A 12997-nucleotide genomic window follows, 5' to 3' on the forward strand; every position below is an offset into this window, starting at 1 on the left:
TTATGAATGATTATTCATTCAATAAAAAGGGGTGGGTTTGTTATGGATAAGAAAGCGGTAATCATTACAGGCGGTTCAAGCGGCATGGGAAAAGCAATGGCGAAAAAACAGGCTGAATTAGGATGGCATGTCATGGTGACAGGGAGGAACCATGAAGCACTTGAGGAAACAAAAAAAGAAATTGAGACCTTTGAGGGGCAGGTCGCCTGTTTTCAAATGGATGTCCGTTCTGATTCCGCCGCTTCAGACATGATTACAGAAGCGAAAAAAGTCTTTGGCCGGCTCGATGCGCTGATTAACAATGCGGCCGGCAACTTTATTTGCCCGGCAGAGAAGCTGACGCCCAATGGATGGAAAGCTGTTATTGAGATTGTTTTAAACGGCACATTTTTCTGCAGCCAAGCAGCGGCAAGGCATTGGATCGAGCAGGAGCAGAAGGGCGTCATCTTAAATATGGCCGCTACATACGCATGGGGAGCGGGAGCGGGTGTCGTTCATTCCGCTGCAGCCAAAGCGGGGGTATTGTCACTGACAAGAACGCTGGCAGTTGAATGGGGGAGCAAATACGGCATCCGCACAAACGCGATAGCCCCCGGCCCGATTGAACGGACAGGCGGTGCGGAGAAGCTGTTTGAATCGGAAAAAGCGGTGTCCCGCACTATGAACAGTGTGCCGCTCGGCCGGCTGGGCACACCGGAAGAAATCGCCGCGTTGGCAGCGTTTTTGCTATCTGATGAAGCGTCCTATATAAACGGGGATTGTATCACAATGGACGGGGGGCAATGGCTGAATCCTTATCCGTTTTAATTTTTCATATATTGATTATTTTGCAAAACAAGCGAACGTTAAAGCCGCCGTTCGCTTGTTTTATTTTCTATTCAAAATTATGATATAATTTTGAAAGATTAAGGGGCGATTAATTGAAGAAATTATTAAAATGGTTCGTTGTACTATTTGTAAGCAGTTTCGTTATCATCTTTAATATTTGGTACTTTATTATTTGTGCTTTTACTCCGGAGTATTATCAAAATACCAATCTTACATCTGATGAAATAATCAGATTTGAAAAGCTATATCACATCGATTTTCCTGATGAAACGAAATTTATTAAAGCCAGGGAGTATTTGAGTGGGCTCGGAGGCGATACATCGGCTGTATTATATGTGTCTCTGCCAGCCAAGCTGGCGGAAACAATTTTATCTGATTACACGTATATGCCAATAAATCATACTGATACTGCCGGTTCAATGTATGGAGTTGACGTTTCCGAGAGTGTTGGCGGGTTAACAACTCTTACATTTGGCACTTTAGATAAAAAAGGAACTTTCTTTCAGTTGAAACATGATGATGATTGGATATTTAACAGCACTGATTGGAGCCATTATTTTTGGACAGCTGCCGGTTATAATGCTCTTATATTTATCCTTTTATTTGTGATTGTGAAACAAATGAATAACGTCCTTAATTAACCGGTCTGAAGAGTGATCTTAAAAATGTCCCCCTTTTATTTTAAGCTGCGGCCATACTGCCTCCTTTTCCCCTAATCTAAACATTTGTGGTGCTGATATAATTGTGTATAATCAGACAAAGATAGAGAAGCAGGTGATAACATGTTGGACCCACTTGATATACTGACGAATATTGATGATGTCATTCCGTATTACCAAGCGATTTTTAACGCTGAGGAACAAAGAGTCGTAGGCTACGAAGTGCTTGGGCGGATTTTGGCAGATGCGGAGATTGAGAGCCTCGGGCCGTTTTTCTTAGATTCCGGCATTCCGGAAGAATATAAGCTTGAGGTCGATGACAGAGTCATCAGGCAGGCGCTGGAGCGGTTTAAAGAAGCTGACCGTGATCTGTTGATTTTTATCAATCAGGATGCGAATGTATTGATGCTTGACCACGGCGAAAGCTTTCTTGAGCTTTTGAAAGAATACGAAGAGCAGGGCATTGAATTGAACCGTATTGTGCTTGAGATCACCGAGCACAATTTCGAAGGCGACATTGAACAGCTGTACCATATGCTTGCCTACTATCGTACATACGGCATTAAAATAGCGGTGGACAATATAGGTAAGGAGAGCAGCAACCTGGACAGAATCGCGCTCCTTTCACCGGACCTTCTGAAAATAGATTTGCAGGCGCTGAAGGTATCTCAGCCGTCACCATCATATGAGCATGTGCTGTACAGCATTTCATTGCTGGCGAGAAAAATCGGCGCCGCGCTGCTGTATGAAGATATAGAAGCTGATTTCCAGCTCCAGTACGCATGGAGAAACGGAGGCCGATTTTTTCAAGGCTATTATCTGCAGGCGCCGAGCGGGGATTTTATAGACCGGAGCCTGTTAAAAGCACGCTTGAAAACGGAGTTTCAGCAATTTATTACGAGAGAAAAAAAGAAGCTGGAAACGGTATATGAACACTCTGAGAATTTTTATAAGCGGGTCAATCAGGCAGTTTCCGAGCTGAAGAAAACCCATCAGGCGGACGATGAGTTTATTAAAAAACTGGCGGAAAACCTGACGGACTGCTGTTTCAGAATTTATATGTGTGATGAAGAAGGCTATCAGCTGACGGGAAATGTGTTCAAGCAGTCCGGCGAATGGCTTTATCAGCCTGAATACATGGAGAAAAACTGGAGCTGGCGTCCGTACTTTTTAGAAAATATCATGAAGATGCGGAATTCAAGAAAAGGCTTTTTCAGTGACCTGTACAGTGATATTGAGACAGGTGAGATGATCAGAACCTTTTCATACCCGATGGATGACAATATGTATTTATTTATCGATCTGCCTTACTCTTATTTATATGAACAGGACGGGTTACTTTAAAGCGGCTGCTGTATGCCGCTTTTTTTGTTCATTTGAAAAAAGTTTTAAAAAACGATTGACAATGATACTGATAATCATTATCATTTAGTTATAGAGAGAAGTTACTCTCTGTTCCCCAACCCCTCTATCAGATCAAGATCCGAAAAAACTTGGCGCTACCCCCGCCAAGTTTTTTTATGCTGTCTCCTCATAAAAGGGCTTCTCCTTACATACATCTGATAATGGCGGCTCAAAAAGCGAAAAATTATTTTTGAAAGGTGTATGACATTCCGAAAAAAGCTTCAAACTATTCGAAAACACGGTTTTCCCGTTTATTTCTTTTTGAAAATCCAGCGGGAAAATGCCATCCCGGTCTACTTTATGGTATGATGCTCTGTAGAACTTGTATTATAATAAATACTTGTTGATTTGAAGTTGTTTTTTGAAAGGAGTCTTTTTTTAGAATGTCACAATTAATGGGTATCATCACGCGGCTGCAAAGTCTGCAAGAAACAGCGGAAGCGGCTAACGAGCCGATGCAGCGTTATTTTGAAGTTAACGGCGAAAAAATTTGCAGTGTTAAATATTTCGAAAAAAATCAAACGTTTGAACTGACGGTTTTCCAAAAAGGTGAAAAACCTAACACATATCCGTTTGATAACATTGACATGATTTCTATTGAAATTTTTGAGCTCCTTCAGTAATTTGATTTGATTTGATTTTTCAGGCTGACCAAGCTTCCGGTCTTCCGCAAGCGGAGCTTTATTAAATTATGCAAAGGAACGTGCTTGTTCGTTTGGTTGTAGACTCTGGAAAGAGGAGTGTCCGTACATGGCTGATTCTTTTCTGTTTTATAATCTTTCTGAGGCACAGATGACCTTTCAAGACGTGACGGAGCGGCTGAAACGCTTTGTCAATAAAGACCCCCGTTCAGCATACGTGCTGTCTGTAGGGACTGATTCACAAGTTTACCGCGACTTCACAAAGTTTATTACGGCTATACACTTGCACCGTACAGGCAAGGGAGCTTGGGGCTGTTTGAAAAATTACGATCTTGCAAGACCGATACATAGCCTTCGCGAAAAAATTTCGCTGGAAACCGCGTTCAGCCAGGAGATGGCTGCGCATATCCTCGACGGCCGTCTTATGGAACTGACAGATTTACTCTTGCCTTTTGCGGATGAAGGGGCGGATCTTTCATTTGAAGTGCATCTGGATATCGGTCAAAAAGGACTGACAAAAGAATTGATACAAGAAATGACCGGCCGCATTACCTCGATGGGCATTGAAGCGAAAATCAAGCCCGATTCCTGCACAGCATTCAGTTATGCCAATCGTTACACAAAATAATATTTCATACAGAATCCGCAAAATGTCGAATTATGCGGTTGACGATTTTTTTCTGTTTACTTATTCTAGCGGTAGAGCTGAAAGCAAATTTCACCTTGCTTTCGGAGGTATTCAGTTAAAAATAGGGGGCCTGATTACGTATGAGTCTTATCGGTGAACGATTTACGGAAGAAGAACAGAAACTTCTGCTGAATATCCTGATCAATCAAGAATATGCCATTGAGCTTTTGACCAGCGAAATCAACGATATAGAAGCAGGGTCAAAAAGCGTTGATGGAACCACTTATAAAAAACTCGTAACGCTCTATGACCGTTTTCGGAATGAAAATTAATCAGCGGCCTATAAATTGATACTCGATTGCAAAGAGTATCTTTTTTATTGACGGAAACTTTTCGACAAAAAATGATAATGTTTATATTATTGCAATATAGGGAATACATGCTTTGATGAAAAATGTAAAGGGGTCGAAGTGACATGATTAGCTTACAATCAGATCAGCTTCTTGATGCAACAGTCGGACAATTTATGATCGAGGCGGATAAAGTGGCGCACGTTCAAGTCGGAAATAACCTTGAGCATGCTCTATTAGTGCTGACGAAAACCGGCTATACCGCCATTCCCGTCCTTGACGCTTCGTACCGTCTGCACGGTTTGATCGGGACAAATATGATTATGAACAGCATTTTCGGACTTGAACGGATCGAGTTTGAGAAGCTGGATCAAATTACGGTTGAGGAAGTCATGCTGAAAGACATTCCCCGTCTCCACATCAATGATCCGATTATCAAAGGGTTCAGCATGGTCATTAACAACGGCTTTGTCTGCGTTGAAAATGATGAAGGCGTCTTTGAAGGCATTTTCACGAGAAGAGTCGTATTAAAGCAGTTGAGCAGTCATATCAGATCATTGAATAAGTAGGCTCGCACGATCAGCCTATTTGTTCTTTTGCATGCCAGAAAAAGAAAACGCATACATATGAGTGGCGCTTGCCTCGGCAGCCTTTATTTTATTAGAATGGTAGATAAGAAATACAAAAGGCATTGAAAAGGAGGACGACATGCAGCTTCAAGAGCTTCATATGCTCGTAATTTTAGCTGAGGAATTAAACATGAGGAAGGCTGCCGAACGGTTATTTGTGTCACAGCCGGCTCTGTCCCAGCGATTGCAGACCATTGAAAAAGCCTGGGGAACAAAGATCTTTCTAAGATCTCAAAAAGGACTTACGGTAACGCCGGCAGGAGAAAAAATCATACAATTTGCAAATGACGTCACGGATCGGCAAGAAAGAATCAGAGAAAACATTGATGAACTTGAGGGTGAGATTCACGGCACATTAAAGCTTGCCGTCGCCTCGATTATCGGGCAGCACTGGCTTCCGAAAGTGTTAAAAACATATGTGGAACGATATCCGAATGCAAAGGTCTCTCTCATTACAGGGTGGAGCAGCGAAATGCTGAAAAGTCTGTATGAAGATCAGGTACATATCGGCATTATCCGGGGAAATCCGGAATGGAAAGGCCGGAAAGATTATTTAATGACCGATCATTTATATTTGGTCGATACGGAAATTTCCTGTATTGATGATATTGCCCATACCGACCGGCCGTTCATCCAATTCAAAAGTGACAGTACATATTTTCAGGAAATTCAGCATTGGTGGCATCAAAAATTCAAAACCTCGCCGAAACAGACCATCCTTGTCGATCAGATTGAAACGTGCAAGCAGATGGCGCTGCACGGGATCGGATATGCCATTCTGCCGTCAGTCACCTTAGAAGAGGAAGACAAAGTAAATAAAATGCCCCTGCTTGATACAAAAGATCATCCGATCGGCCGTGACACATGGCTGCTCGGTTATGAGCCGGCATTTGAATTAAAACAGGTGCAGGCTTTTGTTTCTGTCATTAAAGATATGCTGAAGCAGGAACGCCCATTTTAGAAAGACAGCAATCATGCTGTCTTTTTTTTATTTTTTATTGACAATGAAAATCATTATCATTTAAAGTGTTATATATGTTAATGAAAATCATTATCAATTACGAGGTGATCATATGCAAAAAGCATTAATGATATACGCAAGCATGTCGGGGAATACAGAGGATATTGCCGGCATTATAAAAGAAACACTGAGCGGGCATCAGATAGCAGTTGACTGTCTTGACATGGACGAAGCAGATGCGGATTCTCTCGAAGCATATGATTATGTTTTTGTCGGCACGTATACATGGGGGGACGGTGATCTTCCTTACGAAGCGGAAGATTTTTACGAAGATATTCTGCACAGCCAGCTCAACGGACTGAAAACGGCCTGTTTCGGTTCAGGCGATCACGCCTACCCGAAGTTTTGCGAAGCGGTCACGCTGTTTTGCGATGCGTTTGAACAGGCCGGAGCCAATTTATATCCGGAAACGCTGAAAATCGAGCTGGCGCCCGAGACGGCTGAGGATCAGGAATGCTGCAAAGAATTTGTCCGCGGTTTTCTTGCATGGGCCGCACACCACGGAGACCGGTGCTATGTTTCATAAAGGCGCGACGGCTGTCATGGCATCAGTATCTTCGGGATTTTTTGTGGCTGTGAAAGGCGAAGGTATTTTTCATTTTTCCGCGGAAGAAGGCTGGAAAAGATTGTTCCGAGTGAAAAGCAGAATTCATGTGCTGACTTACATAGGGCCCTACATATTCGCGGCTGGAGAAAAAGGCGCCGTCCTCAGATCAGCCGATCAGGGAAAGACTTGGACGGCCTCCCGTTTTCCGACCAGCGCCTCCGTATGGGCCGTTGCCGGGCGGAATGACGGGTTTGTCTGTGCGCACGGCACATACTGCCTCTACTTATCTGATGATTTCGGCGTCACTTGGCATGTGGCTAAGCCCTTTTCACAATTAAAGGAGCCGCCTGTCATCCGTTCGCTTTGTTTACACGGTCAGACGATTTATATCGGCACCCGGATTCATATGAATCATGGCGGCATTTGGGCGTATGATCTGACGGAAGAACGCATCCGGCGTATAAGCCGCGAAAGGCAGCGCATGACGGCTTCAATGATGATGTATCAGAATGACTGGCTCATTGCAGCAAAGGGCGCGGCAAAGGGAGAACGGGGGGAGGTTGCCGTCCGAAACGTGCGGACGCAAGAGGAGTTTGCCATTACAGCCGGACCCGCCGTACGGGAAAAATCATTTCTCGACGTTTCTGAGGATAACGGGATTATTTATGTCACATCGTCACAGGACGAAAACGGATTTTCGCGTATTTATCAAGCTGATCTCGCCGCCGGTGAATTAAAGTGGTTTGATACGATCCGCGGTCACGGATGGCGGGTGGCCAACCGGGAAGAAAACTTTTTTTGCGCGGGCCTTTACGAAAGTAAGTTTGTCAGACCGTATGAGGCGGTTCGGCTCGCACATTAGTTTTTATGCATAAAGGAGAGACGAAGATGGGGAATGTATTGCTTGTTTACGCCACAATGTCAGGAAACACCGAGGCGATGGCGGATTTAATTGAAAAAGGGCTGATCGAAGCACAAGCATCCGTAGACAGATATGAAGCTATGGATATTCATGCCGAACTTTTTAATGATTACGAGTATATTTTATTAGGCACATATACGTGGGGAGACGGGGATCTTCCTGATGAAATGCTCGATATTGCTGAAGATATGGAAAACCTGGAGTTTACGGGAAAAACATTTGCTTTGTTCGGTTCCGGAGATACGTCCTATGAGTTTTTTTGCGGGGCGGTTGACGAATTGGAAAAAGTAATCACAGCCCGCGGCGGGCGGGTGGTGCTGCCGTCGGTCAAAATTGAAAACAACCCTGAGGGCAGTGAGGAAGAAGAGCTCCGGGAATTCGGAAGACAGTTTGCCGCGCTGTGCAGCCAGCCGGCAGAATAAAGGCTTGTTCCTTTTTTTCTTGTCTTTGTATCCTTCCTTTGTTACAGTAATGAGGTAGAAAATCAGAGGAGGACAATACATATGAAAATGATGGATGCAAATGAAATTATTTCATTTATTCAAAATAGTACAAAATCAACGCCTGTAAAAGTGTATGTAAAAGGCGATCTTGAAGGAATCAGCTTTGGCGATTCCGCTAAAACATTCCTGAACGGCCAATCCGGCGTCGTTTTTGGCGAGTGGGCTGAAATTAAAAGCGCAATCGAAGAAAACAAAGACAAAATTGAGGATTACGTCATTGAAAATGACCGCCGCAACTCTGCGATCCCGATGCTTGATTTAAAAGATGTTAAAGCGAGAATCGAGCCCGGCGCTATTATCCGCGACCAAGTCGAAATCGGCGACAATGCCGTTATCATGATGGGTGCATCTATTAATATCGGTTCAGTCATCGGCGAAGGTACGATGATTGATATGAACGTTGTTCTCGGTGGACGCGCGACTGTCGGCAAAAACTGCCACATCGGAGCGGGTTCTGTATTAGCGGGCGTTATTGAGCCGCCTAGCGCTAAGCCTGTTGTCGTGGAAGACGACGTTGTGATCGGCGCAAATGCGGTTGTGCTTGAAGGCGTAACAATCGGTAAAGGCGCGGTTGTCGCTGCCGGAGCCATCGTTGTAAATGACGTCGAGCCATATACCGTTGTAGCGGGAACACCTGCGAAAAAAATCAAAGATATCGATGAAAAAACAAAAGGCAAAACAGAAATCAAACAGGAATTACGCCAGCTGTAAGGAATGGTTTGATAGAATGGGCGTGGATGATAAAATCCACGCCTTATTCTTATCTCAAGGAGGAATACATATGGAAAAAGAGCGGCTCATTGCCATCCGAAGAGATCTGCACCGCATTCCGGAGATCGGCTTTCAGGAATATAAAACCCAACAGTACCTGCTGAATCTATTGAACCAATATCCGGAGGAAAGAATTGAAATCGAAACTTGGAGAACCGGCATCTTTGTCAAAGTCAACGGCACGGCTCCGGAAAAAATGCTCGCCTACAGAGCGGATATAGACGCTCTGTCGATTGAAGAGCAGACGGGGCTTCCGTTTGTATCTGAACACCCCGGTTTTATGCACGCATGCGGCCACGATATGCACATGACCATTGCGCTCGGCATTATTGATCATTTTGTCCATCATCCCGTCAAACATGATCTGCTCTTTTTATTCCAACCGGCTGAAGAAGGACCGGGCGGAGCGGAACCGATGCTTGAAAGCGATGTGCTGAAAAAATGGACGCCGGATTTGATTACCGCTCTCCATATAGCACCTGAGCTTCCTGTAGGTACAATTTCCACCAAAAGCGGATTGCTGTTTGCCAATACGAGCGAGCTTGTCATCGATCTTGAGGGGAAAGGCGGGCATGCGGCATATCCGCATACAGCAGACGACATGGTCGTTGCCGCGAGCACGCTTGTCACGCAGCTGCAAACGGTCATATCCAGAAATACGGATCCGCTTGACAGCGCTGTGATAACTGTCGGAACGATTACCGGGGGCACGGCGCAAAATATCATCGCAGAGCATGCTCATCTGGAGGGAACCATCCGGACGCTTTCCGAGGAATCAATGCGTATGGTGAAAAAGCGAATTGAAGAGCTTGTCAAAGGAATTGAAATCGGCTTCCGATGCAAAGGAAAAGTCACGTATCCGTCCGTTTATCATCAAGTTTATAATACAAGCGGCCTGACCGAAGAATTTATGCAATTTGTCAGCGATCATCAGCTTGCTGACGTGAGAACGGCGAAAGAAGCGATGACCGGAGAAGATTTCGGCTATATGCTGAAAAAATATCCCGGCTTTATGTTCTGGCTGGGGGCCGATTCATCCCACGGGCTTCATCACGCCAAGCTGAACCCGGATGAAGATGCGATGGAAACCGCGGTAAATGTCATGGTCGGATATTTTTCGAAGTATGCCAATTAAATCCGAAAAGAAGAATAATCTAACAATAATTGAGCATTCTACATAACGGAGGTGTTCAATATGACGAAAAAAATTGGAATTGAACAATCTTTATCGGATGTAGAACAGGCGTTAAAACAAAAAGGATATGACGTAGTGATGATGAAGACTCCTGAGGATGCGAAGAATTGTGACTGCTGTGTCGTAACCGGACTTGACAGCAATGTCCAAGGAATTGCCGATACGTCAACTCAGGCTCCCGTCATTACGGCTTCCGGAATGACCGCCGACGAAATCTGCAGCGAAGTGGAAAAAAAATTTCATTAAAAAGAAAAAACCGAAGCTTACGCTTCGGTTTTTCTATTCGGCGGAAGCGGCGTTTTTAAAACGGTCGAGCGCGATTTTTATTTCTCTCCGCAGTACGCGTTCAATCCGCCATTGCTCCATATTTTCTGTTTTGGCAATGATTCTGATCACCATTTCTGACGTGCTTAAATCCTGAACCCCGATGACGTCCGGCCCTTCCTTAATCTGCGGGAGCTCAGCGGCTGCTTTGTCACACGCGGTTTGCAGGATTTGAATGGTTTCATCAAGATTTTTTTCAAGCGGCACTTTAATATCGACAAGCGCCTGCATCGTTCCGCGGGAATGGTTGCTCACATTCGTAATGCCCCGGTTGGGAAGATAGTGAAGCGTGCCGTCAAAGCTCCGGATTTGCGTCGTACGGAGACCGACCTGCTCGACAATGCCGCTGTAGCCGGCAACCGTAATATAATCGCCGACGTCGATCTGTTTTTCCAAAAGGATAAAAAATCCGGTGACGATGTCACTGACAAGCCCCTGAGCCCCGAAGCCGACTGCGAGACCGACCACGCCGGCGCCGGCAATGAGAGCGCTCGGATTGTAGTGAAATAAATCCAAAATCATCACGATAAAAACGAAAATCAAGATGTATCCATATACATTAAGCGCGAGGCTTCGCAAAGTATAAGCGCGGCCTGTGGAGAGGTTGTTTTGTTGCTCGAATTTCTGAAACAGATGCTTGATCAGCTTTTTTCCTGCCGCCCGGAAAATAAAGTACGCTAAAATAATGAGAGCCAGCTTTATGATGAAAATCCCGGCAGATGTGAGAAGCCCGGCCCAGTCAAAGTGTTTTAAATCAATCATAGTGATGTCTTCCTTTCAAGTCTATTGCAGAAAAAGCTAAAAGTGATATACCCGTTTTTTAAAAAAATAAACCTTTTAATAGAAACCAGTTATTTCATTTATGATTTGTTCATATTGCCCGGTTTCAATATCATCATTTTTGTGAAGATATGAACTAAGGAATCGCCACACTCATTTTAACATGGTGATTCAGCCAAATCATATCCTTTGGAGGGAAAACAGGAGAACGTTGCCCAGCGGAACTGAAAGCCCCGGCAAAAAACCTTTTTCATAAGGAGGGAAATAAGATGAAATTACGTCAGCAAATGCCTGAATTGACAGGCGCTAAAGCATGGATTAACAGAGAAGTCACGAAGGAACAGCTGGTCGGCGGAAAGCCGGCACTGATTCACTTCTGGTCCGCCAGCTGCCGCATGTGTAAAGAAGCGATGCCTGAGATGAACGAATTTCGTGATAAATATAAAGATCAGCTGAATGTGGTGGCCGTTCACATGCCCCGTTCCGAAGACGATCTTGATCTTGAGAAAATCAAGAAAACAGCGGCTGAACACGATATCTCTCAGCCGATTTACGTCGACAGCGATCATACGCTGACTGAAGCATTTGAAAATGAATATGTGCCGGCTTATTACCTTTTCGATAAAACCGGACAGCTCCGCCATTTTCAAGCGGGAGGAAGCGGGATGAAAATGCTTGAAAAACGTGTCAGCCGAGTACTTTCAGAAACGGAGCAGGCTTCTGAGTAATCGGGACAATCTCCGTCGGACTATTGTCTCGGTTCTGCAAACCCTTTGCCGTTTAGGTAACAGGGTTTTTTTGTGCCTATTGGATAAAAAATTCCAATATGGCGTGTGTGGCTTAAAAAATAAGAGAAACAGCCGTAAACACGCTGTACCGCTTGTTTTATCGATATCATTATCTTTTACATATTATAGTCGAAAATTGTAGATATCACGCTAATTTTCATTAAACAAGTAATTTCAAGTTATATTTTGAAATGGTTGAATAAATTGGAACTTTGTCCAGAATCCCCTATATGATAAGGGATTTTTGTATATAAAGTACCATTTTCAGAAAATAAGCAATTTTTCATAGAGTAAATAAAATAGTAAAATGATAAAATAATAGTTGATAAAATTACTTTTGTAATCTAATATCTTAATAAAAGCGTTTAAATTTTTGACAGGGGGTTTTACACATGTTTAATGAAAGAGAAGCGCTGCGCTTACGTTTAGAACAATTGAACGAAGCAGAGGTAAAAGTCATTCGTGAATATCAAATAGAACGTGATAAAATATATGCAAAACTGAGAGAATTAGACAATACAGGCAGCCTGTCCGATACAAAAAAAGAGTTTCGTCCGGAGAAAAAAAGTGACTCTCTCCCGGTGCTTGCAGAGCTTGCAGCACAGGAAATGAGAAGCTATCAAAAGCCGCAGACACAGCCTCAATCCTCCCAGCCGCAGATGCAGTCTATTACGTCTCTTCCCGCCGGCATTCCAGACGGTTCTACAAGAAGAAGAAGAGGGACGGCGAGACCGGGATCAAAAGCGGCAAAACTGCGCGAAGCAGCGATTAAAACATTGAAACGCCACAATGCAGCGATTAAAAGTTCCGAACTGCAAAAGGAAATTGAAAAGGAAAGCGGCCTTGAAATTCCTAATATGACAACATTTATGCAAAGCTTAATTAAAATGTATCCGGAAGTGAAAAAACCATACCGCGGCCAATATATTCTTGAGGGAGAAATTTCTCAGGAAACAGCAGAAACGGCAAATGATACGGCTGCTGAATAAAACAGTAAAAACTGCTTG

Annotated in this window: 17 protein-coding genes; 16 read left to right on the forward strand and 1 reads right to left on the reverse strand. The window is 44.0% G+C overall.

Going from position 1 to position 12997, the window contains the following annotated elements:
- The first annotated feature begins 42 nt into the window (after window positions 1-42).
- The 14 genes from fadH to AC3WTF_RS12375 all read left to right on the forward strand — a co-directional run bounded on the left by fadH (window position 43) and on the right by AC3WTF_RS12375 (window position 10344).
- Window positions 43-807 (forward strand): 2,4-dienoyl-CoA reductase, encoded by a 765-nt coding sequence (gene fadH / locus AC3WTF_RS12310; protein WP_003154618.1) that lies wholly within the window; start codon window positions 43-45, stop codon window positions 805-807.
- A gap of 113 nt (window positions 808-920) precedes the next feature.
- Window positions 921-1469 carry a hypothetical protein gene (locus tag AC3WTF_RS12315; protein WP_007409614.1) on the forward strand — a complete coding sequence of 183 codons (549 nt, stop codon included), beginning with the start codon at window positions 921-923 and terminating at the stop codon, window positions 1467-1469.
- 141 nt (window positions 1470-1610) lie between these two features.
- Entirely contained in the window at window positions 1611-2831 is a 1221-nt protein-coding gene (locus AC3WTF_RS12320) for an EAL domain-containing protein (protein WP_007409615.1), read from the forward strand.
- Between the two features lie 443 nt (window positions 2832-3274).
- Window positions 3275-3514 carry a YkuJ family protein gene (locus tag AC3WTF_RS12325; protein WP_003154613.1) on the forward strand — a complete coding sequence of 80 codons (240 nt, stop codon included), beginning with the start codon at window positions 3275-3277 and terminating at the stop codon, window positions 3512-3514.
- Window positions 3515-3641: 127 nt separating this feature from the next.
- Complete coding sequence (locus AC3WTF_RS12330; protein ID WP_032868140.1) at window positions 3642-4160, forward strand: ribonuclease H-like YkuK family protein; 519 nt, start codon at window positions 3642-3644, stop codon at window positions 4158-4160.
- A 140-nt stretch (window positions 4161-4300) separates the two neighbouring features.
- Entirely contained in the window at window positions 4301-4492 is a 192-nt protein-coding gene (abbA, locus tag AC3WTF_RS12335; RefSeq protein ID WP_007409618.1) for an antirepressor AbbA, read from the forward strand.
- 143 nt (window positions 4493-4635) lie between these two features.
- Window positions 4636-5079: a cyclic-di-AMP-binding protein CbpB gene (cbpB, locus tag AC3WTF_RS12340; RefSeq protein ID WP_003154608.1), complete on the forward strand. Its 444-nt coding sequence runs from the start codon at window positions 4636-4638 to the stop codon at window positions 5077-5079.
- A 139-nt stretch (window positions 5080-5218) separates the two neighbouring features.
- A complete protein-coding gene (ccpC, locus tag AC3WTF_RS12345) occupies window positions 5219-6100 on the forward strand; it encodes a transcriptional regulator CcpC (protein ID WP_007409619.1) in 882 nt (293 codons plus the stop codon).
- 112 nt (window positions 6101-6212) lie between these two features.
- Window positions 6213-6686 (forward strand): flavodoxin, encoded by a 474-nt coding sequence (locus tag AC3WTF_RS12350; protein ID WP_020955745.1) that lies wholly within the window; start codon window positions 6213-6215, stop codon window positions 6684-6686.
- Entirely contained in the window at window positions 6676-7569 is an 894-nt protein-coding gene (locus tag AC3WTF_RS12355; protein ID WP_020955746.1) for a WD40/YVTN/BNR-like repeat-containing protein, read from the forward strand. Before AC3WTF_RS12350 ends, AC3WTF_RS12355 begins: the two co-directional genes overlap by 11 nt.
- A gap of 26 nt (window positions 7570-7595) precedes the next feature.
- Window positions 7596-8051 carry a flavodoxin gene (locus tag AC3WTF_RS12360; RefSeq protein WP_007409622.1) on the forward strand — a complete coding sequence of 152 codons (456 nt, stop codon included), beginning with the start codon at window positions 7596-7598 and terminating at the stop codon, window positions 8049-8051.
- A gap of 81 nt (window positions 8052-8132) precedes the next feature.
- Entirely contained in the window at window positions 8133-8843 is a 711-nt protein-coding gene (gene dapD, locus AC3WTF_RS12365; protein ID WP_007409623.1) for a 2,3,4,5-tetrahydropyridine-2,6-dicarboxylate N-acetyltransferase, read from the forward strand.
- Window positions 8844-8913: 70 nt separating this feature from the next.
- Window positions 8914-10038: an N-acetyldiaminopimelate deacetylase gene (locus AC3WTF_RS12370; protein ID WP_007409624.1), complete on the forward strand. Its 1125-nt coding sequence runs from the start codon at window positions 8914-8916 to the stop codon at window positions 10036-10038.
- A 60-nt stretch (window positions 10039-10098) separates the two neighbouring features.
- Window positions 10099-10344 carry a YkuS family protein gene (locus AC3WTF_RS12375; RefSeq protein WP_003154596.1) on the forward strand — a complete coding sequence of 82 codons (246 nt, stop codon included), beginning with the start codon at window positions 10099-10101 and terminating at the stop codon, window positions 10342-10344.
- 33 nt (window positions 10345-10377) lie between these two features.
- On the opposite strand, the gene AC3WTF_RS12380 is transcribed toward AC3WTF_RS12375, so the two are convergent.
- Window positions 10378-11184, reverse strand: a complete 807-nt coding sequence (locus AC3WTF_RS12380) for a mechanosensitive ion channel family protein (RefSeq protein ID WP_326245498.1) — start codon at window positions 11182-11184, stop codon at window positions 10378-10380.
- A gap of 287 nt (window positions 11185-11471) precedes the next feature.
- Between AC3WTF_RS12380 and AC3WTF_RS12385 the strand changes: the two genes are divergently transcribed.
- Both AC3WTF_RS12385 and rok read left to right on the forward strand, forming a co-directional pair.
- Window positions 11472-11930: a TlpA disulfide reductase family protein gene (locus AC3WTF_RS12385; protein ID WP_007409626.1), complete on the forward strand. Its 459-nt coding sequence runs from the start codon at window positions 11472-11474 to the stop codon at window positions 11928-11930.
- A gap of 452 nt (window positions 11931-12382) precedes the next feature.
- Window positions 12383-12979: a transcriptional regulator Rok gene (rok, locus tag AC3WTF_RS12390; RefSeq protein ID WP_003154591.1), complete on the forward strand. Its 597-nt coding sequence runs from the start codon at window positions 12383-12385 to the stop codon at window positions 12977-12979.
- The last annotated feature ends 18 nt before the right edge of the window (window positions 12980-12997 follow it).

The sequence above is a fragment of the Bacillus sp. EB106-06-01-XG163 genome, from assembly GCF_058791615.1.